At 63.8% G+C, this 21,858-nt stretch carries 24 protein-coding genes and 1 tRNA gene; 9 read left to right on the forward strand and 16 right to left on the reverse strand.

Going from position 1 to position 21,858, the window contains the following annotated elements:
- The first annotated feature begins 84 nt into the window (after positions 1 to 84).
- Positions 85 to 1,125, forward strand: coding sequence for a gentisate 1,2-dioxygenase (gtdA, locus tag JQ628_RS24480; protein WP_212226162.1), 1,041 nt, complete (start codon positions 85 to 87; stop codon positions 1,123 to 1,125).
- Positions 1,126 to 1,254: 129 nt separating this feature from the next.
- Here gtdA and JQ628_RS24485 read toward each other — a convergent pair whose 3' ends face one another.
- The 6 genes from JQ628_RS24485 to JQ628_RS24510 all read right to left on the reverse strand — a co-directional run bounded on the left by JQ628_RS24485 (position 1,255) and on the right by JQ628_RS24510 (position 5,956).
- Positions 1,255 to 2,082 carry an ABC transporter permease gene (locus JQ628_RS24485; RefSeq protein WP_212226426.1) on the reverse strand — a complete coding sequence of 276 codons (828 nt, stop codon included), beginning with the start codon at positions 2,080 to 2,082 and terminating at the stop codon, positions 1,255 to 1,257.
- Entirely contained in the window at positions 2,075 to 2,848 is a 774-nt protein-coding gene (locus tag JQ628_RS24490) for an ABC transporter ATP-binding protein (protein ID WP_212226164.1), read from the reverse strand. Before JQ628_RS24490 ends, JQ628_RS24485 begins: the two co-directional genes overlap by 8 nt.
- A 136-nt stretch (positions 2,849 to 2,984) precedes the next feature.
- On the reverse strand, positions 2,985 to 3,989 hold the full coding sequence (locus tag JQ628_RS24495) for an ABC transporter substrate-binding protein (protein ID WP_212226166.1): 1,005 nt from the start codon (positions 3,987 to 3,989) through the stop codon (positions 2,985 to 2,987).
- A 94-nt stretch (positions 3,990 to 4,083) separates the two neighbouring features.
- On the reverse strand, positions 4,084 to 5,442 hold the full coding sequence (locus tag JQ628_RS24500) for an FAD-dependent oxidoreductase (protein WP_212226168.1): 1,359 nt from the start codon (positions 5,440 to 5,442) through the stop codon (positions 4,084 to 4,086).
- Positions 5,439 to 5,738 (reverse strand): type II toxin-antitoxin system RelE/ParE family toxin, encoded by a 300-nt coding sequence (locus JQ628_RS24505; RefSeq protein WP_212226170.1) that lies wholly within the window; start codon positions 5,736 to 5,738, stop codon positions 5,439 to 5,441. The genes JQ628_RS24500 and JQ628_RS24505 overlap by 4 nt, the downstream gene beginning before the upstream one ends.
- Positions 5,726 to 5,956, reverse strand: a complete 231-nt coding sequence (locus JQ628_RS24510) for a hypothetical protein (RefSeq protein WP_212226172.1) — start codon at positions 5,954 to 5,956, stop codon at positions 5,726 to 5,728. Before JQ628_RS24510 ends, JQ628_RS24505 begins: the two co-directional genes overlap by 13 nt.
- 103 nt (positions 5,957 to 6,059) lie before the next feature.
- Here JQ628_RS24510 and JQ628_RS24515 point away from each other — a divergent pair, with 103 nt between their 5' ends.
- Entirely contained in the window at positions 6,060 to 6,350 is a 291-nt protein-coding gene (locus JQ628_RS24515; protein WP_212226182.1) for a hypothetical protein, read from the forward strand.
- Positions 6,351 to 6,431: 81 nt separating this feature from the next.
- Here the strand turns inward: JQ628_RS24515 and JQ628_RS24520 are convergent, their stop codons facing one another.
- Positions 6,432 to 7,229, reverse strand: coding sequence for an enoyl-CoA hydratase-related protein (locus JQ628_RS24520; RefSeq protein WP_212226184.1), 798 nt, complete (start codon positions 7,227 to 7,229; stop codon positions 6,432 to 6,434).
- 165 nt (positions 7,230 to 7,394) lie between these two features.
- Here JQ628_RS24520 and JQ628_RS24525 point away from each other — a divergent pair, with 165 nt between their 5' ends.
- Positions 7,395 to 8,369, forward strand: coding sequence for a 2-dehydropantoate 2-reductase (locus JQ628_RS24525; RefSeq protein WP_212226187.1), 975 nt, complete (start codon positions 7,395 to 7,397; stop codon positions 8,367 to 8,369).
- A gap of 68 nt (positions 8,370 to 8,437) precedes the next feature.
- Positions 8,438 to 9,211 carry an IclR family transcriptional regulator gene (locus JQ628_RS24530; RefSeq protein ID WP_212226189.1) on the forward strand — a complete coding sequence of 258 codons (774 nt, stop codon included), beginning with the start codon at positions 8,438 to 8,440 and terminating at the stop codon, positions 9,209 to 9,211.
- Between the two features lie 120 nt (positions 9,212 to 9,331).
- Here JQ628_RS24530 and JQ628_RS24535 read toward each other — a convergent pair whose 3' ends face one another.
- The 4 genes from JQ628_RS24535 to JQ628_RS24550 form a co-directional block, all read right to left on the reverse strand.
- Positions 9,332 to 10,066, reverse strand: coding sequence for an SDR family NAD(P)-dependent oxidoreductase (locus JQ628_RS24535; protein ID WP_212226191.1), 735 nt, complete (start codon positions 10,064 to 10,066; stop codon positions 9,332 to 9,334).
- Between the two features lie 23 nt (positions 10,067 to 10,089).
- Complete coding sequence (locus tag JQ628_RS24540) at positions 10,090 to 11,331, reverse strand: ABC transporter substrate-binding protein (protein WP_212226193.1); 1,242 nt, start codon at positions 11,329 to 11,331, stop codon at positions 10,090 to 10,092.
- Between the two features lie 86 nt (positions 11,332 to 11,417).
- The gene (locus JQ628_RS24545; protein WP_212226195.1) at positions 11,418 to 12,212 is read right to left on the reverse strand and encodes an acetoacetate decarboxylase family protein; all 795 of its coding nucleotides are present in this window, start codon (positions 12,210 to 12,212) and stop codon (positions 11,418 to 11,420) included.
- Positions 12,213 to 12,245: 33 nt separating this feature from the next.
- Entirely contained in the window at positions 12,246 to 13,073 is an 828-nt protein-coding gene (locus tag JQ628_RS24550) for a phytanoyl-CoA dioxygenase family protein (protein WP_212226197.1), read from the reverse strand.
- Positions 13,074 to 13,251: 178 nt separating this feature from the next.
- Between JQ628_RS24550 and JQ628_RS24555 the strand changes: the two genes are divergently transcribed.
- A complete protein-coding gene (locus tag JQ628_RS24555; RefSeq protein WP_212226199.1) occupies positions 13,252 to 14,034 on the forward strand; it encodes an SDR family oxidoreductase in 783 nt (260 codons plus the stop codon).
- Between the two features lie 9 nt (positions 14,035 to 14,043).
- Here the strand turns inward: JQ628_RS24555 and JQ628_RS24560 are convergent, their stop codons facing one another.
- The 3 genes from JQ628_RS24560 to JQ628_RS24570 all read right to left on the reverse strand — a co-directional run bounded on the left by JQ628_RS24560 (position 14,044) and on the right by JQ628_RS24570 (position 15,199).
- On the reverse strand, positions 14,044 to 14,718 hold the full coding sequence (locus JQ628_RS24560) for an alpha/beta hydrolase family protein (RefSeq protein ID WP_212226201.1): 675 nt from the start codon (positions 14,716 to 14,718) through the stop codon (positions 14,044 to 14,046).
- Positions 14,719 to 14,754: 36 nt separating this feature from the next.
- Positions 14,755 to 14,831, reverse strand: a tRNA-Arg gene (locus tag JQ628_RS24565).
- A gap of 113 nt (positions 14,832 to 14,944) precedes the next feature.
- Positions 14,945 to 15,199, reverse strand: coding sequence for a hypothetical protein (locus tag JQ628_RS24570; protein ID WP_212226204.1), 255 nt, complete (start codon positions 15,197 to 15,199; stop codon positions 14,945 to 14,947).
- A gap of 220 nt (positions 15,200 to 15,419) precedes the next feature.
- On the opposite strand from JQ628_RS24570, the gene JQ628_RS24575 reads away from it, so the two are divergent.
- On the forward strand, positions 15,420 to 17,015 hold the full coding sequence (locus JQ628_RS24575) for an EAL domain-containing protein (RefSeq protein ID WP_212226206.1): 1,596 nt from the start codon (positions 15,420 to 15,422) through the stop codon (positions 17,013 to 17,015).
- A 12-nt stretch (positions 17,016 to 17,027) separates the two neighbouring features.
- Here JQ628_RS24575 and JQ628_RS24580 read toward each other — a convergent pair whose 3' ends face one another.
- The gene (locus JQ628_RS24580) at positions 17,028 to 17,453 is read right to left on the reverse strand and encodes a CHRD domain-containing protein (RefSeq protein ID WP_212226208.1); all 426 of its coding nucleotides are present in this window, start codon (positions 17,451 to 17,453) and stop codon (positions 17,028 to 17,030) included.
- Between the two features lie 341 nt (positions 17,454 to 17,794).
- Here JQ628_RS24580 and JQ628_RS24585 point away from each other — a divergent pair, with 341 nt between their 5' ends.
- The 3 genes from JQ628_RS24585 (at position 17,795) to JQ628_RS24595 (ending at position 20,806) form a co-directional block, all read left to right on the forward strand.
- Positions 17,795 to 18,787: a TRAP transporter substrate-binding protein gene (locus JQ628_RS24585; protein ID WP_212226210.1), complete on the forward strand. Its 993-nt coding sequence runs from the start codon at positions 17,795 to 17,797 to the stop codon at positions 18,785 to 18,787.
- A gap of 187 nt (positions 18,788 to 18,974) precedes the next feature.
- On the forward strand, positions 18,975 to 19,490 hold the full coding sequence (locus tag JQ628_RS24590) for a TRAP transporter small permease (RefSeq protein ID WP_212226213.1): 516 nt from the start codon (positions 18,975 to 18,977) through the stop codon (positions 19,488 to 19,490).
- The gene (locus JQ628_RS24595) at positions 19,487 to 20,806 is read left to right on the forward strand and encodes a TRAP transporter large permease (RefSeq protein WP_212226215.1); all 1,320 of its coding nucleotides are present in this window, start codon (positions 19,487 to 19,489) and stop codon (positions 20,804 to 20,806) included. Before JQ628_RS24590 ends, JQ628_RS24595 begins: the two co-directional genes overlap by 4 nt.
- Positions 20,807 to 20,829: 23 nt before the next feature.
- On the opposite strand, the gene JQ628_RS24600 is transcribed toward JQ628_RS24595, so the two are convergent.
- Positions 20,830 to 21,822 carry a tripartite tricarboxylate transporter substrate-binding protein gene (locus tag JQ628_RS24600; protein ID WP_212226218.1) on the reverse strand — a complete coding sequence of 331 codons (993 nt, stop codon included), beginning with the start codon at positions 21,820 to 21,822 and terminating at the stop codon, positions 20,830 to 20,832.
- Positions 21,823 to 21,858: the final 36 nt, after the last annotated feature.

Raw genomic sequence — 21,858 nt, forward strand, 5'->3', positions numbered from 1 at the left:
CCCGTCCATTGATTGTTGCTTGGTTGACGCGTGCCATATTGGCAGTATACTGTCAATCAAATTAGAACCGACGGGAGGCCGACCATGGAAGCCGTGCAAAAGACTCCGGAACGCGAGGCGTTCTACAAGAAGATCGACGGCCAGAATCTTTCCGCGCTGTGGAACGTGATGAACGATCTGATCACGCCGGAGCCGAAGAGCGCCTGCCGGCCGCACTTATGGAAATTCGACGACATCCGCGCCTACATGAACGAGGCGGGAAAGCTCATCACCGCCAAGGAAGCCGAGCGGCGCGTGCTGGTACTGGAAAACCCCGGCCTGCGCGGCCAGTCGAAGATCACGACATCGCTATTCGCTGGCGTGCAGATGGTGGTGCCCGGCGATATCGCGCCCGCGCATCGCCACAGCCAGTCGGCGCTGCGCTTCGTGCTCGAAGGCAAGGGCGCGGCGACCGCGGTCGACGGCGAGCGCACGCTGATGGAGCCCGGCGATTTCGTCATCACGCCGTCGATGACCTGGCACGACCATTCCAACGAGACCTCCGAGCCGATGTTCTGGCTCGACGGCCTCGATATTCCGATGGTGCAGTTCTTCGATGCATCCTTTGCGGAAGGCTCGAAGGAAGACCAGCAGCAGATTTCAAAACCTGCCGGCGACAGTTTTGCGCGCTACGGCCACAATCTGCTGCCGGTCGACACCAAGCGCACCTCGAAGACGTCGCCGATCTTCAACTATCCGTACAGCCACACCCGCGAGGCGCTGGAGCAGGCCAAGAACAGCAATGAATGGGACGCCTGCCACGGGCTGAAGCTGAAATTCTCCAACCCCGAGACCGGCGATTTTGCGATGCCGACCATCGGCACCTTCATCCAGCTCCTGCCGAAGGGTTTCAAGACCGCGCGCTATCGCTCCACCGACGGCACGGTGTTCGCCGCGATCGAAGGCAAGGGTCGCACAAGGATCGGCGAGCAGACCTTTGAATGGGGCCCGCGCGATCTCTTCGTGGTGCCGAGCTGGCAGTGGGTCACACACGAGGCGGATGTGGATTCGGTACTGTTCAGCTTTTCGGACCGGCCGGTGCAGCAGAAGCTGGATTTGTTTCGCGAGGACAGAGGCAACGCGTAGCCGTCGTCCCGGCGAAAGCCGGGACCCATACGCCGCGGCCGTGATGGCTTACGGGCGGTACTGGTGGCCTTTTCCAATCGAGAGCACAACGCGGTATGGGTCCCGGCTTTCGCCGGGACGACGCTGGGGCTACCGCCAGTGCAAGAGCCGCGCCTCGAGCATGTTGATCAGCTTCCCCACCGCAAGGCCGAACAGCGACAGGATTACCACGCCAGCCAAAAGCTGATCGGTCTGCATCAAATTACCCGCCTGTAGCACGAAGGCGCCGATGCCCCATTGCGCGCCGATCATCTCGGCGCTCACCACCAGCAGCAGCGCCACCGAGGCGGTGATGCGAAAACCTGCCAGGATCGAGGGCAGCGCGCCCGGCCAGATCACGCGGCGGACGATGGCGTGGAATGGCACGTTGAAACTCTGCGCCATCCGGATCAGGTTGCGCGGCACCGCATCGACGCCGCTATAGACCGAGATCGCGGTGGAGAAGAACACGCCGAGCGCAATGGTCGCGATCTTCGGCTCCTCGCCGATCCCGAGCCAGAGGATCAGCAGCGGCAGCAGCGCGATCTTCGGAATCGGAAACAGCGCGGAGATGAAGGTGATGCCGACGCTGCGCGCCAGCGTCGACAGCCCGATGGCGAAGCCGACGATGATCCCGGCGATGGTGCCGATGATCCAGCCCGATCCGATCCGCATCACCGACCAGTACACGTGCTGCCACAGCGCACCTGACGTCGCGAGCTTCCACATCGCCATCGCAATCGCCGAAGGCGGCGGCAGGAACAGCGGATTGATCCATCCGGCGCTGTCGGCCAGTTGCCACAGCGCGATCACCGCCGCCAGCGCGATCCAGCCCGAATGGCGGCCGGCGCGCGGCGTGAATCCTTCGCCACGGAAGGCGACCGGCCGCGGCGCCTCGCTCGCGTCGCTGCGGGTGTCCTGCGCCGGGCGTTCAAGCATGAAGAACCTCGCGCTCGGCATCGATCGCCTCCTCGCGGATCAGCGACCAGAGATCGTTCTGCAGCGAAAACAATTTGCCGCGCGCATCGACCGCGCCGCGCTCGCCGCGTGTCATCGGGATCGTGACGGTCTCGCGCACCCGACCCGGCCGCCGCGACAGCACGACGATGCGATCCGCCAGCCGCACCGCTTCTTCCAGATTATGCGTGACATACACCGCGCCCATCGCGCCGTCGGCGAGCAGGCGGACGAAATCCTCCATCAGCAGCTCGCGGGTCTGCGAATCCAGCGCCGACAGCGGCTCGTCCATCAGCAGGATCGCCGGCCGCACCGCGAGCGCACGCGCAATGCCGACACGCTGTCGCATGCCGCCGGAGAGCTGCTTTGGCCAGGCGCCGCGAAAATCTACAAGACCCGTACGGCGCAGCGCATCGTCGATGATGGCGCGGCGTTCGCCTTGGCTCATTGCGACGTGTTCAAGCGGGAACGCGACGTTCTCCTCGACACTGCACCATGGCAGCAACGCAAAATCCTGGAACACAAAGGTCAGCGGATTGAGGCTGTCGGCCGGCGGAGCGCCGCGCAGCTTGGCTGCGCCTTGCGTCGGCCGCAGCAGCCCGCCGAGGATCGAGAGCAGCGTGCTCTTGCCGCAACCGGACGGACCGACGATCGCCACCACCTCGCCGGACGCGACCTGGAACGAGACGTCGTCGAGCACGTCGAGCGCGCCGAAGCGGTGGCTGATATGGTCGGCGATCAGGTGCATTTAACATTCCGACGTACTGCCGGCTCATCCGTCATTGCGAGCGAAGCGAAGCAATCCAGCTTCCTTTGTTGCGGCAAGAAAAGCTGGATTGCTTCGTCGCTCCGCTCCTCGCAATGACGGTTGATGCAGCATTGCCTCAATCCGCCTTCACATATTCCTTCGCGAGGATCGCATCGACCGAAAATCCCTTGTCGACAAAACCCTGCTCCTGTAGCCATTCTATCTGGTTGCCGACGTTCTTCACGTCCAGCTTGCCGTCGGGATCGATATAGGCGCAGTTGCCGACCACCTGCTCGACCGGCAGGTTGGTGTATTTGGCGATGATCTCGAGCAGCGGTTTTGTCCTGTCATTGATCTCGGCCTTGCCGTCCTTCACCGACGCCAGGATCACGTCGTGATATTCGCGGTCGGCGCGCACCAGCGCAGCCAACAGTTTCGTGACCAGCGGCGCATTCGTCAGCGTCTTCGGCGAGGCAAATACCGCCCCTAACTGCCATGGCGTCTCGTCGCCGACCCAGCCCAGAAATTTTGCACCACCGGTTTCCATCAGCGGGCGCGCGGTCGAGACCGGCAGCAGCGCAGCATCGACCGTCTCGCCCTTCAGCGCGGCGGCGGCGTTCGACAGCGATTGCAGCGGCAGCACTTTGACGTCCGCCAGCTTGAACTTGTATTTGTCGGCGAGCAACCCGAGCGAATAGTGAAAGCTGGAGCCGACCTGCGTCACCGCCACGCGTTTGCCCGCGAGATCCTTTGGCGTCTTCAGGCCGCTCGCATAGGCATTGTTGCTGGCAAAATAGCCGATCAGGGGATAGCCGGCCTTTTCGCGACTCATGCCCCCGATCACCTTCAGCGTGCCCTTGCCGGCGAGATTGTAGAGCCCGGCGGTGAACGCCGTGATGCCGAAATCGACATCGCCCGACGTCACGGCCACGGCGATCGGCTGCGCCGCATCGAAGAATTTCAGCTCGATATCGAGGCCAGCCTCTTTGAAATAGCCCTTGTCCTGCGCAATGAACACCGGCGCCGAGGACGACAGCCGCAACACGCCGATTTTTGCCTTCAGCGCATCATTGGCCTGTGTGGTCCCACCCGCCGCCAGCGCCAGCAGGCCCGCGAGCGCGAGCCGCAACATTCCCTTCATCCCGCTTCCTCCGTCCATTTCTTTCGTAGGGCGGATTAGCGCCAGCGTAATCCGCCATCTAGTAGCGCGGCGGGTTACGCTTCGCTAACCCGCCCTACAATCCTTCCGGCACCTTCTGGTCCCGCCCGATAAAGGCGCCCTGCTCTTTCAACGCTTGTTGCAACTTTTCGACCGCGATGTCTCGCGGAATCGTGTTGCCAGCCAGCGCCAGCGCCGCGGCCGAGCCGGCCGCCTCGCCCATCGCAAAGCAGGCGCCGGACACCCGCGCCGCGGACTGGCCCTCATGGGTCATCGACGCGCAGCGCCCGGCCATCAGCAGGTTATCGACGCACTCGGGCACCAGCATGCGATAGGGCAGTTCGTTGAAGCCGCGTGAGGCGGGGATCGGCGGGAACCTGAAAACGACGTCGCCCGCGACGTGCTGCTCCATCGGCCAGCCGTTAACGCCGATGGAATCCTCGAATGACGCGCAGCCGAGCACGTCCTCGCCGCTCAGTGCGTAGCCGCCGACCACGCGCCGAGTCTCGCGGATGCCGAGCTGCGGCGGCAGGTCAACGATGTAAGATTTTTCGAAGCCGGGCACCGTGCGCAAGAATTCGAACGCGGCTGCCGCCTGTTGCCGCCCCTCGATCTCGCCGCGGGTGAGTTCGTCCGGCTCGAGCCCGTTGACTGCGCTGCCGTCCTTGCGGGCTAGCTGCGTGAAATTCACCCGCCATTCGATCTGCGACTTTTGCGGCCGCACGATCGCGCCCTTGCGCGGAAATCTGTGCGTGCCGGCCGCCTCGGCCTGCGTCATCAGCGCCGGGATGGTCCGCCAGGCATCTCCCGCCTTCTCCGGATCGATGCCGTTGAGGCGGAACATCATCGAGGGATAGAGCATGTGGCCATTGGCGTCGCCGACCTCGAACGGCGCGCCGGCCCAGGCCGCAAGATCGCCGTCGCCGGAGCAGTCGATAAAAATATCGGCGCGCACCGCCTGCCGGCCGGCTTTCGTTTCCACCATCAGCGCATCGATGCGCCGCGCGTCATCCATGACGACGCCGGCGCCGAGCGCGTGAAAGAGGATATCGACCTTGTGGCTTGCCAGGAGATCGTCCGCCGCGATCTTGTAGGCCGCGGTGTCATAGGCCTGCGCAAAAATCTTGCCGAGGATCAGATGCGGCGCGTTCAGCCCGCCGAGCCGGTCGATCCGTGCAAGCAGGTCGGAGGCAATCCCCTGCACCACCCGGTGCATCTCGCCAAACACATTGGCGTGCAGTCCGCAGAAATTCGTGACACCCGCCGCGGTGCCCATGCCGCCGAGAAAGCCGTAGCGCTCGATCAGCAGCGTCCGCCGCCCGGCGCGCGCGGCCGCCACCGCCGCCGCGATTCCCGCAGGCCCGCCGCCGAGTACGGCGACTTCATATTCGCCATAGAGGGGAACTTTTCGCGCGGGCTCTTCGATCGTCTTCATTCGCGCTCGCGGTCCTGCGCCCCGTGAAATACACCGAGGATCAACACCTCGTCGGGATCGGTGACACCAGTCTCATATACGATAATGTAGGGCAATCCACGGACCACCCATTCATATGTGCCGGCGACCCGGCCAGCGTGCCCCATGCGAGGAAACTCGGATAACCGATTGGCTGCCAGCCTGATTCGTGCGACGACTTGCGTCGCCGCTACCGGATTGCGCTGACTGATGTAGCCGTGGATCGCGGCGATGTGCTGCCGCGCCTCTGTAGTGTAGCGCAGCCTCACAGGCCGCATGATTTCCAGAGATCAGCCATCTGCTCGTCAGTCGCGAAAGTCGCCCTTCCCTCGCGAATATCGCGCTGGATACGCCGGACCTCTTCCGCCTGAGCCTCGGTCAGCCGGTAATCGCTGGCATCCTGTCGCTCCATTTCGCGCAGTACTTCAGCAGCGTCCTCCTGGCGCTCTTTCGGCCAGCGACGTACGCGTTCCATCAGCTCTTCGAGATCGTTCATTTTCATACTTCCATTATAGCGAATAATTCTGGCTTCGCCACGTGTCCGGTCGGCCAGAATCTCGTACATTGAGGGCATATAGTTCGCCCTGACGCAGGACGACATGCTAGGAATTGATGGCAAAGACGAGGACGCCACCTTGAACTTCCTCCTGTCGCTTCTGTTGGCTCTCGCAACCATCTCTCCCGCCCTCGCGGAGATCGAGCAGAATTGCCGCTTCATCCAGGCAAGGCCCGAGCGCGAGGCCTGCTACAAGCGGCAGGAGGCGGCGCTGGCCGAAAAGCGCAAGCAGGCCGCCGCGCGTGAGGCGATGCCGCCTTATTCGCCGGAGCAGATGAGCCAGGAAGATGCCGCGCTCAAGTCGACGTTGCGCAGCATCTGCCGCGGCTGCTGACTGGACTCTTTTGACGCGTTTTCTTTACGCGAACCGGGTTCCATCCCGCATCAAGTGCGGGACAGGCCCCGCTTGAAAACGCTATTGCTTGCCCCAATTGCCGGCGCGCTTTTCGGCGAATGAAGCCAGGCCTTCGGAAGCTTCCGCGGTCTGGCGCCGCGCCGAATGCATCCTGACGAGGCGCGTGTAGGCGGCATCGTCCACCGCCATGCCGCCGAATGAGCTCTCCATCGCCAGCGCCTTGGTCTCGGCCATCGCTTCGGGGCCGTTGGCGAGCAACTGCTCGACCATCTTGGCGCCCGCTGCTTCCAGCCCGGCGAGCGGCACGACGTCGTGCACGAGGCCGATGCGCCGCGCCTCCTCAGCGCCGAAGCGCTCGCCGGTCAGCGCGTAGCGGCGCACCTGGCGCACGCCGATGGCGTCGCACAGTTGCGGGATGATGATCGCAGCCGTCAGCCCCCACCGCACTTCGGTGATCGAGAACAGCGCATTGTCGGCGGCGATGACGACGTCGCAGGCCGAGATCACGCCGGTGCCACCGCCAAAGCAGCCGCCCTGCACCAGCGCCACCGTCGGGATCGGCAGACGGTTCAGCCGCTGCACGGCCTCGAACGTCGCGCGCGATACCGCCTCGTTTTCCGCTGACGATTTCGGCCGTACGCCGTTGATCCATTTCAGATCGGCGCCGGCCTGGAAATGCTTGCCATTGCCCTTCAGCACGACGACGCGAAGATTCGGCTTCCTGCCGAGTTCATCCATCGCCGCCAGCACGCCGTTGATCAGGCCGGCGTCATAGGCGTTGTTCACCTCCGGGCGGTTGAGCGTCACGGTGGCGACCCCGCGCGCATCGAGATCCCACAGGACAGGGTTTTCGGACATCAGGCATTCCCTCGTTCAGGTCTTTTGCGGCCGGACAATAAGCCCAACGCGACCGGATTGATCCATCAATTTCTGCGGGGCCTGTGCCGCAAACCGCGTGGTTGCATCGCGAGCCAAGCTTGTGGAAACTGGCCTCCCGCCACCGATCCCGATTGGGAAATCTCCATGCGCATTTGCATTTTCGGCGCAGGCGCCGTCGGTAGCCATCTTGCGGTACGGCTTGCGCTGGCCGGGAACGACGTGTCCTGCGTGATGCGCGGACCGCATCTGGCAGCCGTCAAGGCGAACGGCCTGACGCTTCGTGTCGGCGACGCCGAATTCAAGGCCAAGGTGAATGTGTCCGACGATCCCGCCGCACTGGGTGCGCAGGATTTTGTCATCAGCACCTTGAAGGCGACCGGCGTTGCCGCGCTCGCCACCGGCCTCCGGCCGCTGCTGCACGAAGAGACCGCCGTGGTGTTCGCGCAAAACGGCATTCCCTGGTGGTACGACATCGGGCTGCCAAAGGACCATCCGCCGACGCCCGACCTCGGCTTTCTCGATCCGGGCGGCGCATTGCGCGCGGCAGTTCCGAAGCAGCGCATCATCGGCGGCGTGATTTTTTCCTCGAACGAAGTCGTCGCACCCGGCATCGTCGCCAATCTTTCGCCGGAAAGAAACATGCTCCTGGCCGGCGAATGCGATGATGGCGGGGGCGAGCGCATTGCGCACCTGCGCGCCATACTCGAGGCAGCGCAGATCGCTTCCGCCGCGGTGGCGCGGATCAGGGAAACCATCTGGTCAAAGCTACTCACCAATATGTCGATGTCGGTGCTGTGCCTGCTCACCGGACAGACCGCGCGCGGCGTGCGCGACGATCCTTCGCTGGCCGATGTCATCCCGCGCATGCTCGATGAAGCCAACGCGGTGGCACAGAGCTGCTGTCCCGGCGTCAGGCGCGTGACGCGCTCGGGCCCGGCGCCCAACCATAAGCCCTCCATTTTGCAGGACTATGAACTCGGCCGCGTCATGGAGATCGACACGCTGGTCCGCGCCCCCGCCGCCTTTGCACGCGCCGTCGATCTGTCGACGCCGATGCTCGATTTCATGGCCGCGCTGGCGATCCAGAAGGCACGCGAGAAAGGCCTGTACCCACCCTAGCAGCAAACTTTTCGTCATCGCCGGGATCGGATACATCGATGGTGACGATGTCCGGCAAGGTTTGACGAATGAAGAAAGCGAAGAAGGCGCCACAGCCCGGGGCTCCGGCACTCGAAAAGGGTCTGGACCTGCTGGAGGCGCTGGCCGCGGAGTCGCGCGGCCTGAGCCAGAAACAGCTCGCCGAGCGCGTCGGGCGTTCCGTCGGTGAAATCTTCCGGATGCTGGGCGCGCTGGAGCGCCGCGGCTATGTCAGCCGTGATCCCGCCACTTCGGAATATACGCTGACGCTGAAACTGTTCCGGATCGCCTCGCAATTCCCGCCGACCGAGCGGCTGCTACAGGCGGCGCTGCCCGTCATGGAGCAACTGGCGAGCCGGGTGAAGCTGTCGTGCCATCTCACGGTGCTGCATGGCGAGCAGTTCATGGTGATCGCGCGCATCGAGCCGGAATGGCTGATGGGCTGGTCGGTCAAGGTCGGCGCGGTGTTTCCGCTGACGCAGCAATATGCCTCCGCCAAAGTGCTGGCAGCCTACCAGCTCGAAGGGCGGCGCAACGAGCTTGCCGAAGTGATCGCCGCCCATGATCGCATCAGCGGCAAGAAGGCGCTGGCGGCACTCGACCGCATTTCGGCCGAGGGCGGCAACTTCTCCAACGACGACGGCTATACCCGCATTCTCGCCTATAGCTGCCCGATCGTCGAAGCATCCGGCCGGGCGGTTGCGGCATTGACGGTGCCGCTGGTGCGGCAGGACAAAATCCCGGCGAACGAAGCGGCCGCCATCGCGAGCGAACTGAAGGCCGCGGCGAAGACGGTGTCGGAGAAGATCGGCGCCAGTATGTAGCTGGCAAGGCCCATCACCCGTCATTGCGAGGAGCGTCAGCGACGAAGCAATCCAGCTTTGATGCAAAGGAAGCTGGATTGCTTCGCTTCGCTCGCAATCACGGAAGAGAGACTCTCCGCGCTAGGCCACCGTCATTCCGGCGTCGACGACCCAGGCTGCGCCGTTGACATGCGCGGCCTCGTCGGAGGCGAGAAACGCGACGACGTCGGCGATGTTTTCCGGCTTGCCGTAGGGGGCAGAACCCGCCCGCCGCGCGCCGGATGAGCGGCGGCGCGCCTGCTCATCCAGCTCGCGGATCATCCGTGACTCGATCGGGCCGGGAAGGATGGCGTTGACGCGAATTCCTTTTCCGGTGACTTCGAGCGCCGCCGTGCGCGTCAGCCCCAGCACAGCGTGCTTCGACGCCACATAGCCTGCAATCCCGGCCCTTCCCCGGATCGCCGAGGTCGAGGCGGTGTTGACGATCGCGCCCCGCCCGCGCGGCAGCATTCTCGCCAGCACGTGCTTCAGGCCGAGGAAGACGCCCTTCACGTTGACCTGAAACAGGCGATCGAACATCTCGTCCGGATATTCGTGCAACGGCGCCACCACGCCCTCGATACCGGCATTGTTGGCGAAGATGCCGATCGGTCCCAGCCGGTCTTCGACGGCCTCGACATACGCCGCCGTCTCCAACGCGCTGGAGACATCGGCGCGAACCGCCATGGCCTTGCAGCCGGCGGCCTCAACCAATCCGGCGGTGGCACGCGCCGCCGCCTCGTCGATATCGACGAGCGCGACCGCACTGCTCATCCGCGCGAGCCGCAGCGCGATCGCCCGGCCGATATCACCGCCACCGCCGGTGACGAGCGCCACCGGCCGGGTCGTCTCCAGCCCGCTCACGACTTCAGGAAGTCACAGCCGCCCCCTTCCAGGGGACGCCAGGCTTCTTCGGGCGGGATGGTCTTGATCAGCTTGTAGTAGTCCCAGGGATATTTGGACTCCTCTGGCTTCTTCACCTCGAACAGATACATGTTGTGCAGCTTGCGGCCGTCGGCGCGGATGGTGCCCTTGCCGAACAGCGGATCGTCGGTTGGCAGCTTCTTCATTTCCTGCACCACGGCTTTGCCGTCGTTCGACGCACCGAGCGCGTCGACCGCCTTGAGATAGTGCAGGGTCGCAGCGTACACGCCGGCCTGAAGCGCGGTCGGGTAACGGTTGTTGTTGCGGGGCGCAAAACGCTTGGCCCAGGCGCGAGTGCCCTCGTTCAAATCCCAATAGAAGGACTCGGTGAATTGCAGGTTCTGCGCGACTTTCAGGCCGAGCGAATGGACGTCGCTAAGATACAGGACGGTCGCGACGACGCGCTGTCCGCCTTGCGGAATGCCAAACTCCACGGATTGCTTGATGGAGGTGATGGTGTCGCCGCCGGCATTGATCAGAGCAACGATCTGCGCCTTCGAGGCCTGCGCCTGGAGCAGGAACGAGGAAAAATCCTGGCTGTTGATCGGGGTGCGAACGCCGCCCGCGACGGTGCCGCCGAGCTTCTGCACCACGTTCTTGACTTCCGCCTCCATGGCGTGGCCGAAGGCATAGTCGGCCGTCAGCGTGAACCAGCTCTTGCCCCCCGCGGCGAACACCGCCCGCGCCGTTCCGGTCGAGAGGGCGTAGGTGTCGTAGGTCCAGTGCACCAGGTTCGGCGAGCACGACTTGCCGGTCAGATCGGACGATGACGCACCCGAAACCAGCAGAACCTTGTTGTTCTGCTGGACGAGGTTGCGCACGGCGAGCGCGACCGCTGAGTTGGGCACATCGACGATGGCATCGACGCCGCTGCGGTCCATCCATTCGCGGGCGATGTTGGCGCCGAGATCGGCCTTGTTCATATGATCGCCGCTGACCACCTCGATCGGCCGCTTCATCTTGTGCGGCCCGGCCTGAAAATCCTCCACCGCCATCTTCGCGGCGGCAACCGATCCCGGTCCGGTGGTGTCGGCATAGAGGCTCGACATGTCCGTGAGCACGCCGATTTTCAGCGGCTTGGTGTCGTCGGCCCGTGCAGCGAAACTGCACAGGCCCAAAGCCAGTCCGCCAACACCGGCCAGCAGCCGGCGGCGGCTCAACGGATAAAGCCATCTCATGGTTCAACCTCCTTTTGTCTGGCATGAGACCTCATGGTCCCCGCCAATGGCGTCCCGCGCGTGCATCGCGCGCGGAATCGTTTCGCTTACGGAATCAGGCGCTCGATCAGGCGCCGGTCTTCAACCTCAAAGCCCCCGCCATAGACGTCTGACACCATGAAATGTGCGCCGAGGATTTCCGGCTCGAGATCGGCGATCGGATCGTACTCGCAGGGATACAGTTTCATGGACGCGCGGCCCGGCACCGGCGCGGAATATTTCAGCGGCGTGCGGCGGTAGGCGATGTCGGCATAGGCGGTTTCGAGGCGCTCGGGATGCGGCACGCGGCGCACGTGGATTTCACCGGCCGGCAGTTCCGCGCCATCGACGATGCGGATGACCGGCGCACCGGCGTCGGGTGTGAAGGAGAAATCGGCCAGAGGAATGCCGCGCCGCCTGACCCAGCCCGAGATCGAACCGTCCGGCCGCTCGTCGAAAGCGTAATGGGTATCCTTCTTGGTGTAGCCGAAGACTTCGCGACCGGCGCAGATGCCCATGGGGTCGCTGCAATACATGTAGATGTGTGTCTCCGTGAACAGCCCCTTGTGACGAACCGGCACCGTGATCATCAGGTCGAACATCTGTCCGGCATGCACCGCCAGCGTATGGCCGGGCGAGAGCATGAAGCGGAAGGCGACGCGATCGCTGGCGATCTCGAACGGCGTGTTTGAGAGCAACGTCTTCACCTTGGCTGGCGCGACACGCGTCATGATCTCGAGCGTGCGCAGCGTGCAGCCCCATTCCACCGGGTAGGCCGGGGCGTAGGGCGGATTGACGCCGCTGTTCGGCTTCAACTGGTAGGCGCCAAACATGCGGCGCTTCGCGTCGTCGAGGTCAGTCATCATGCTTCCTTGAAATTTTTCCGGAACTCGCGATCACCGGATCGCGGCGATTTTCGCGTTGTTCATCAGCACTTTCTGCTGATCGCCCATGACGGCGGCGTGGAATGCAACGGCGGCTTCCGACAAGTCCGCGTCCGGCGCGCGCTCGGGTGCAAAATTGTTGAAGCGATCCACCCCGCGAACCAGCGTCGCGCTGTCGTTGGTCCCGACCGTTTGCCGGACATGCGTTGGCAGATAGCGGACCGCAAAGCCGATCCGGCGCTTGGCCGACGGATTTGGATCGGAACCATGGATCAGCCGGACATGATGCAGCGACATCTCACCCGGCTGTAGTTCCATCATCACGGCCTGGCGCTCATCGACATCCACGGCGATTTCCTGGCCGCGCGTCAGCAGATTGTCGGAGGCATAGGTGTCGCGGTGTGCGATCTGCTCGAGCGTCTGGGTCGAGGGAATGACACGCATCGCCCCGTTCTCGGCCGTGCTCTCCGACAGCGCCACCCACGCCGTCACGATGTCGGCGGGTTCGAGGCCCCAATAGGTCGAGTCCTGGTGCCACGACACGAAGCCGGGGTCGCGCGGCTCCTTGATGAAGAAGGTGCTGCTCCAGCAGAGGATATCGGGCCCGATCACGCTTTCGACGGCATCGAGGATTCCGGGATGCCGGATCAGGCCGTCAAGCCAGGTGAACAGCAGATGGCTCTTGTGCCGCATCGAGCCCTTGAGGGGCCCCTGTGTTGCTTCATGGGTTTCGAGTTTCCGGCGGATACCGGCGGCCTCCTCGGCCGAGAACGCCCGGATCGGGGCGTAGTATCCGTACTGGCGGTAATGCGTGACGGCAGCTTCGGGGAGATGGCCCATTGCGTTCCCTTAATTTCATATATGATTTTATTATTACATATATGAAATAGATTTTCCCGACGAGTCAAGCCGCAGCCTTCGACAGGTTCCAGGGCGGGCCAAAATCCCGGTTGTCAGCCCGCAGCGTCGCCGCCTAGATGAGATTCAAATCATTTAAAGAAAATCGGGAGACTCGCTGATGCACGTCAAAGGTAAAGTCTGCGTCGTTACCGGCGGCGCCAGCGGCATCGGCGAAGCGGTAGCGCGCGCCTGGGCGGAGGCCGGCGCGCGCGGCGTCGTGGTCGCCGATCTCAAGACCTCGCGCGAGCGGCTCGCGGCGGTTGCGGGCGACATCGACGGGCTCGCGGTGACCTGCGACGTCGGCCTGGAGGAAGACATCAAGGCGCTGATCGCGGCGGCGGAGGACAAATACGGGCCGGTCGACGTCTTCTTCTCCAACGCCGGCCTGTCGCGCAAGGGACAGGAAACGGCGTCGGATGCCGACTGGGACGTGAGCTGGCGCGTGCATGTGATGAGCCATGTGTTCGCGGCACGTGCGCTGGTCCCTGGCATGCTCGCGCGCGGCTCCGGCTATCTGCTCAGCACTGCGTCTGCCGCGGGGCTGCTCGCCTCGCTCAACTCGATGCCGTACGGCGTAACCAAGAGCGCCGCGGTGGCGCTCGCCGAACATCTTGCCATCCAGTATGGCGACCGCGGCATCTGCGTTTCCGTGTTGTGCCCGCAATCGGTGCAGACCGGGATGACCACGCCCGGCCCGAGCGCTGCGCGCGTCGACGGCGTGCTACAGCCGCCGGAAGTGGCGCGCATGGTGATCGAGGCGATGGCGGAAGAGCGTTTCCTCATCCTCTCGCACCCCACCGTGCAGGAATACATGCAGCGCAAGGCCACCAACCGCGACCGCTGGCTCTCCGGCATGCGCCGCCTGCGCGACAAGATCTATGGCGCGCCGCAGTCGGCGTGAAGGAAAGAGCTAGCGGACGACCCTGTCCGCCCAGGTCGAAAACGCATCGAAAATCTCAGTCAGCACTTCGCGGTCATTCCGTCCCGAACTCTTCAGCACATGGAAGGAATGATCGGCGGCATCGGCCAGATGCAGCGTCGCCCGTCCCCCAAGCCCTTTGACAACAGGCCTGAGCAGCGACAACTCCGCAAGCGCATCGCGAGTGCCCTGTAGAAACAGCATCGGAATATCGATGTCGGAAAGATGTTTCGCCCGCTCGTTCGAGGGCTTTCCGGCCGGATGCAGCGGAAAGCCGAAGAAGGCAAGTCCCGCAACGCCGTCGAGCGGCGCAGCTGCCTGCGCCTGCGACGTCATCCGTCCGCCGAACGATTTTCCGCCTGCAATCAGTTTCAGCCCGGCACAACATCGCCCCGCTTCCGCCACGGCCGCGCGCGCCGTGGCGTGCGCCACAGCCGGCGGATCGGGCCGCTTGCCGCCCTTCTCCATATAGGGAAACTGATAGCGCAGCGTCGCGATGCCCCGCTCGGCGAGGCCAGTCGCGATCGCTTCCATCGAAGCATGGCGCATCCCGGCGCCGGCGCCATGGGCGAAGACGTAACAGGCGCGCGCGCTTTCCGGCCGCATCAGCAGCGCGGAGACGGAGCCGCTCTTCCCGACCTCGATCGTCCGTTCGGTGGATTTCATCGCGTCGCCCTACGGGCCGTCGGCGCAAAGGAGAGATGGCGATCCCGGCATGACTCGAACATGCGACCTACGGTTTAGGAAACCGCCGCTCTATCCAGCTGAGCTACGGGACCGCGAACCCGCGTGGGGTATTGGCAGCCTCATACCAGAGCGGGCAGGCCATCGCCAGCCGGGCAAAACGTCATAATCCGGAAAGTTGCGCGCTCGGGCCTTGCGGCCGATGACGTCAGGCCAGGAACCGCAGATCGGGCTTGGCAAACTGGTCGCCGTCGCCATTACCGACCCGGCCCCGCGTCTGCGCCGGCTTCACCTCGGAGACGAGTCCCAGGCACTTTCGCAAGGCCGCATCGGCCTGCTTCATCTGGTTGCGCAATTCGCGCCGGTCGTAGCGGGTCAGCGCGGGATCGTTCAGCCGCCGCCATGCCGAATCCAGCCACCTCTGCAAGGTGGCGATATGGTTGCGGAGTTCCGGTTCGGTCATCCCAGCGCCCAAGGTTCTTTGATTGCGCAAAGTGTAATGCTGATTCGGCTCACAACCCAACGGAGTATTGGTCCGTACTTGCCCGGATATCGGCCGCCCAGCTTGCCGTTCGCTCCGCCATTAACGAAAGGTTAACGGCGCCCTGCCGGTCCGCCACGTAAACCCACTCTTAGCTGCTCTCGGATAGCCTGAAACGCCTTTGGTGACAGCGTGCGGCTTCATGAAATTGCGGCTTCCGAGCGTCGTTCAGATATCGATGGTTGCCGCGAGCGTGGTCGCCTTCGTGGCCGGCGGGCATTTCGCCGCCGGGCTCGTCATCCAGGGGCAGCAATCACGACAGCTCAAGGAACTGACCGACGTCGCGTTGCGGCGATCGGAGGCCGCCGTCGATTTCGGGGCGGCAACCCTGAAAGAACTCGTCCGACAGGGAGCGCCGGGCTGCGATCCCGCATCGCTACAGGCCGTGCGCCTCCGCGTCTATCTGCGTTCCGCGGTCAAGGACATTCGCCTCGTCAATCGCGACGGATCGGTGGTCTGCTCGGCCTACTCCGAGACGCTGGAATTCGACAATGGCTGGGCCGAGCGGTCCGACATGCTGCCTTCGCGGGACGGGCGCGTCCTGCTGTTCCATGTCGATCAGATCAACGGCATTGCGCTCGGCGTGCTCTTTGACATCGACGACAAGACCTCGCTGGTCGCTATCCTCGGCATCGATTCCAGTATGTTCGACATCATGCCGGCCGAGCTGCGCGCCCACAGCGAAGTGTCCCTCCGACTGAATAATGGTTCCGAGGTCGGACAATTCTCGCAAAAGCCGCGCGGCGAATTTGCGCAAGCCATCAGCTTCACGAGCTCTTCCCCGCGCTACCCGATCACGGCGACGGTGCGCGTGGAACGGAACGCTCTCGCCCGCTGGCACACCGACTCCTATTGGCCGACCATGCTGATCGCCGCGGGACTGGGGCTGGCGTTCGGTCTGCTCCTGGTACGCGCGGCAGCGAAGACCGAAGGCCCGATTGCCGATATCGACAAGGGCCTCGCGCGGCGTGAGTTCAAGCCCTACTACCAGCCGACCTTCGACCTCCGCACGGGAGCCGTTCGCGGCTGCGAGGTCCTGGCGCGATGGATTCGCGCGGACGGCAGCATCGTCCCTCCCCTGAGCTTCATTCCGCTCGCCGAAACCAGCGGGCGGATCGAGCCGATGACGTGGCAGATCATGGAAACGGCGCTCGGTGAACTGCATCCGCGTCTTCGGGATGACAAATACTTCAAGGTGTCCTTCAATATCGTGCCGCGTCATCTCATGAGCGAGGGCTTTGTCGAAACCCTGCGGCGCGTGGTTGCCGGATCGAAAGTTTCAGCCCGCCAGGTCGTGCTGGAGGTGACCGAGCGTGCCGAGCTGCCCGATCTCGAAAAGGCCGCCGCCGTCGTAAAGCAACTGCGCGAGCTCGGCTTTCGCGTCGCCATGGACGATGTCGGCGTCGGGCACAGCGGGCTGTCCCAGATGAAGGGGCTTGGCGCCAACACCATCAAGATCGACAAGTTCTTCGTCGACACCATCACGCAGGATGGCGCCGCGGCGACCATTGTCGGAATGCTTGTGCGCCTTGCCAGGGACTTGCAGATGACAGTGATCGCCGAAGGCATCGAAACCACCGAGCAGCTTCAGGCGCTCGTAGCTTGCGGTGTCGAGGAAGGCCAGGGGTACCTGGTCTCGCCGCCACTGTCCTTTGCCGCATTCAACGAATTTTTGGCAAGGCGCGAATACCGCGCGCTCACCGAGGACGCGGTTGGGTCGGCCGCCCGGGTAGCCTGAGCGTGCCGATTCCTACTTGACGAGATTGCCGCGCAGCTCACCGCCGGGATTGGCCGCGGTGTGGATGTTGGCGTACCACTTGCCTGCCAGCAGATCGGCGACCTGCGCGTCCGACAGGGTTGCGTTGCCTTCGATGGGGCTTTGCGGACTCTTGAACGGCAGCACGATGCCCGCGTTCTTGCCGGGCTCGCTCGGGCCGTGGAAATGAGCGGCAACGGCAGGTCCCGACAAATCCTTATAGGTGATCGTCCAGGTCAGGACCTTGGTCTGGGTGTCGAGCTTGGCCTGTGCCGTGCCCGAGCCGGCGCTCGAATTGGGCGGAACCTCGTTCGACCCCTTCAAATCGGCCTTCAGGGTGACGGTTTCGGCGACGGCTGACGTAACGCCAAGTCCGATCAGCAAGGCAACGGTCGCAAGTAAGTCCGCAGGCTTGGTCATGACATCCTCCCGGTCAGTCCTGATTGCAGCAACCCCGGCGCTGGGCAGAAATTTCAGGCCGTGAAATGATCACAACCATTTTGCCGACTGTAAAGGCGGCCCGCCGCATCATCTAATTGATTTCTTCCCTGACCGGTTCCTGGTGCTGTGGGCAGCGTCCTCCAAACAATCGGCCGTAACCGCCTGTTGCAGCGCGGAAGCGATCACCTCGGGTGCGATCAGCGTTTGGGCGTGACAAGTCGGCAAATGTTGGCGACAATCTCCGCGATAAAAATGTGTGACGCCAACAGCCACACGACTCTGCCGGGACAACGGCGGGACATCACAGGGAGAGGGTACCCATGAAGCGCAGGACAGTACTCACCGGCCTGGCTGCTGCCGCCGGGACTTTTGCAATGCCGTCGATCCTCCGGGCGCAGGCCGCTGTCTCGCTCAACGGCGCGGTGCAGTTCAACGACGATCACGCCTTCACCAAGGCGCTGGTCCGTTTCGAAGAGCTGGTGAAGCAGTATTACGGCAAGCCGGTCAATTTCACGCTGCACAAGAATTCATCGCTCGGCCTCGAGAAGCAGTATTTCGAGTACATGTCGCAGGGCAAGGCGGTCGACTACGGCATCGTCTCGCCGGCGCATATGTCGACCTTCGCCAAGGCGGCGCCGTTCATCGACGCGCCCTTCGTGTTCAAGGGCATCGACCACATGAACAAGGTGGTCGAGGCCAACATCCTCAAGCCGGTCGCCGACGAAATCGCGACCAAGGCCGAAGTCGTGCTGATCGGCTATGCCGGCGGCGGCGTCCGCAACATCTTCGCCAACAAGCCGCTGAAGAATCTGGCCGACCTCAAGGGCCTGAAGGTGCGCGTGCAGGGCGCGCCGATCTGGTCGAAGACCTTTGCCGCCGTCGGCATGAGCCCAACCGTGATCGCCTACAATGAAGTCTACAACGCGATCCAGAACGGCGTGATCTCGGCCGGCGAGAACGAGGCCGCCGGCGTCGAGGCGATGAAGTTCTACGAGGTCGCCCCGCATCTCAACCTGACGCAGCACGCGGTCTCGATCCGGCCGATCTGCTTCTCGGTGAAGACGTTGAAGACGCTGCCCAAGGATTTGCAGGACGCGATCATGAAGGCCGGCAAGGAAGCCGGCGATTTCGGCCGCAAGCTGGAGTCGAGCGAGGAAGTCGTCAAGCTCGATACGCTGGAAAAGGCGGGCAAGCTCAAGCGCGTGCCGTTCGAGGAGCGCGACGCCATGAAGAAGCTCGCCGATCCCGTGATGGCGGCTTACGCCAAGGAAATCGGCGCCGAAGGCATTTTTGAGAAGATCAACGTCGCCTAGAGCAGGATGACTTTTCTTCGAATCGTCATCCCGCTCTATCTTTTTGTTTTGAGCATGATCTTTCTCGGAAAACCGGTACCCACTTTTCCGGATCATGCTCTAAGGCCATGCGCGACGTAACGCATACTGAAAACGGAAGCGGCGCGCCTTGTGGCCGCCGCTCTCAAGCTGCCCGCCCGGAGTGCCAATGACCGACATCCCGACGCCGTCAAGCCCGTCGCTCTGGCGACGAGTAACGGCCCTCTATGCCAGGCTGCTGGAATTCCTGCTTGCCGCGTGCCTGGCCAGTCTGATCTTCCCCGTCACCCTACAGATCGTTTCGCGCTACACGGCGCTGATCCCGTCCTACATCTGGACCGAGGAAATGGCGCGCTTCCTGTTCGTCTGGACCATCATGATCGGCGCGATGGTGGGCGTGCGCGAAGCCCTGCATTTCGAGGTCGACGTCTGGCCCGACCTGTCGCGCCGTGCCGAAGCCGCGGTGCGTATCGCGGCGCGGCTCGGCATCCTCGCGCTGGCGCTGGTGTTCGTGATCGCCGGCATCGAGTTCACCCGCTTCGCCTGGTACCGGACCTCCGAGCTGGCGGAATTGCCGCTATGGCTGATCCACGTCGCCTGGCCAGTGGCGGGCTTCACCTGGATCATATTCGCGGGCGAGCAGATCATCGATGAAGCCAAAGTCCTGCTCGGGAGGGCGCCATGAGCGGCACCGTGCTCTCCGCCGGTCAGGCTGCGGCCGTCCTGTTCGGCACCTTCGCCGCGCTGTTGATTGCGCGGGTGCCGGTCGCCTTCGCGTTGGGGCTGGCCTGCCTGCCGATCCTTTTGATCGAGCCGCGGCTGTCGATGATGATGCTCGCGCAGGAGACCTTCAACGCCTACAATTCCTTCATCCTGCTCGCTGTGCCGTTCTTCCTGCTGACGGCGAACCTGATGAGCATCGGCGGCATTACCGACCGCCTGGTGGCGCTGTCGCGCTCGATGGTCGGGAGTTGGCCAGGCTCGCTGGCGCAGATCAACGTCGTGCTGTCGGTGTTCTTCGCCGGCATTTCCGGCTCGTCGACGGCGGACGCAGCCAGCCAGTCGAAGATCTTTATCGATGCGCAGACCAAGGAAGGCTACGACCTTTCCTTCTCCATTGCGATCACGGCAGTCTCCGCGGTGCTCGCCGTCATCATCCCACCCTCGATCCTGATGATCGTGTGGGGCGGGCTGATCTCGACCTCGATCGCCGCGATGTATCTGGCCGGCATCGTGCCGGGCCTGTTGATCGCCGGCGCGCAGATGGCGACCGTGCATGCCTACGCGGTCAAGCGCGGCTATCCCACTTACAAGCGCGAGAGCTGGCGCGAGATGTTGTGCGCGGCCTGGCGCTCGCTGCCGGCCATGATGACGCCGTTCATCATCGTCGGTGGCATCCTGCTCGGCTGGTTCACCGCGACCGAGTCCGCCTGCATCGCCGTGCTCTATTCGATCGTGCTGTCGACCTTCTTCTACCGCGAGACCGGCTGGCGCGAATTGTACAAGGCGCTGCTCGACACCGGCCGGCTCGCCGCGGTGGCGCTGTTCTGCGTCGGCACCGCCAGCGCGTTCGGCTGGCTGCTGGCCTACTACAAGATCCCGCAGGAACTGCTCGCCAACGTCTCGACCTGGGGCATGGGACCGATCGCGGCGGGCTTCTTCATCGCCTTCTGCTTCCTGGTGGTCGGCTGCTTCCTCGACGCCATCCCCGCCATCATCATCGTCGGCACAGTGCTGGAGCCGCTGGCGAGATCGGTCGACCTGCACCCCGTGCAGTTCGCCATCATCTCCATCGTCTCGCTGGCCTTCGGCCTCGTCACGCCACCCTACGGCCTCTGCCTGATGATCGCCTGCGCGGTCGCCGGCGTGCGATTGCGCTATGCGCTGAAGGACACCGTGATCATGCTGGTGCCGATGATGCTGGTGCTGGCGGCGCTGATCGTCTGGCCGGAAGTCTCGCTGTTCCTGCCGCGCCTGATCGTGCCGGAGATGCTGAAATAGCCGCGAGCCGTTGGCGATATCTCCTACTGCGCCTCGCTCGGCTTGGCGCCGGAGCTTTCCACCAGCTTGGCCACGCGCGGCAAATCCGCCGCGAACAGCTTTGCGTGCGCTTCCGGCGACATCTCCTTGTCCGGGAACGGCACCGAGCCGAGCTGCTTCAGCTTGGCAACGATTTCGGGATCGGCGACCGCCTTGCGCAGCGCCTCGTTGATCGAAGCAACGATCTCCTTCGGCGTGCCCTTCACCACATAGAGACCGTGCCACATGGTGTAATTGATCTCGGGCATGCCGAGCTCCGCCGTGGTCGGCACGTCCTTCAGTTCGGGCAGGCGCTCGGTCGAGGTGATGGCGATGCCATGCAGCGATCCGGCCTCGACCTGCGGCAACGCATTGGTCACCTGGTCCCACAACAGGTCGATCTGTCCTGCCAACAGGTCGGTGATCGCCGGGTTCGATCCACGATAGGCAACGAAGGTCGGTTTGAAGCCGAGCACATTGCCCATCATCACACCGCACAGATGGCTGTTGGTGCCGACGCCGCCATGCGCGAAATTGGCAGCCGACCCCTTCGACTTGATCCAGTCGACGAAATCCTTCGGCTTTGCACCGGGGATCGACTTACGGCCGACCAGCAACATCGGCGCATTGTTGACGAGGCCGACCGCTTCAAAATCCTTCACCGTGTCGTAGCGCAGGTTGATGAACAGGCTCGGCGCGGCGAGCAGCGCCACGTGGTTGATCAGCACGGTCGTGCCGTTCGGCTCCGAGCGGGCGACCCGCTCGTTCGCGCGCGTGCCGCCGGCGCCGACCACGTTCTCGATTACGATGGGCTGGCCCAGCGTGCGCGACATATGGTTGCCGATCAGGCGCGCCACGGTGTCGGTTCCGCCGCCGGCCGAATACGGCACCACCAGCGTGATCTGCCGCGCGATGCCTTGCGCGTTCGCATGGCCTACCGGCGCGACCGCGAACAAACCCGCGGCCAACAGCCCGATGGCGATGATCCTGGCGATCATGCCCGCCTCCCTCTTTTGTTTTTCTTGCGCGGACAG

The organism is Bradyrhizobium lablabi (assembly GCF_018129385.1).
GTDB lineage: Bacteria > Pseudomonadota > Alphaproteobacteria > Rhizobiales > Xanthobacteraceae > Bradyrhizobium > Bradyrhizobium lablabi_C.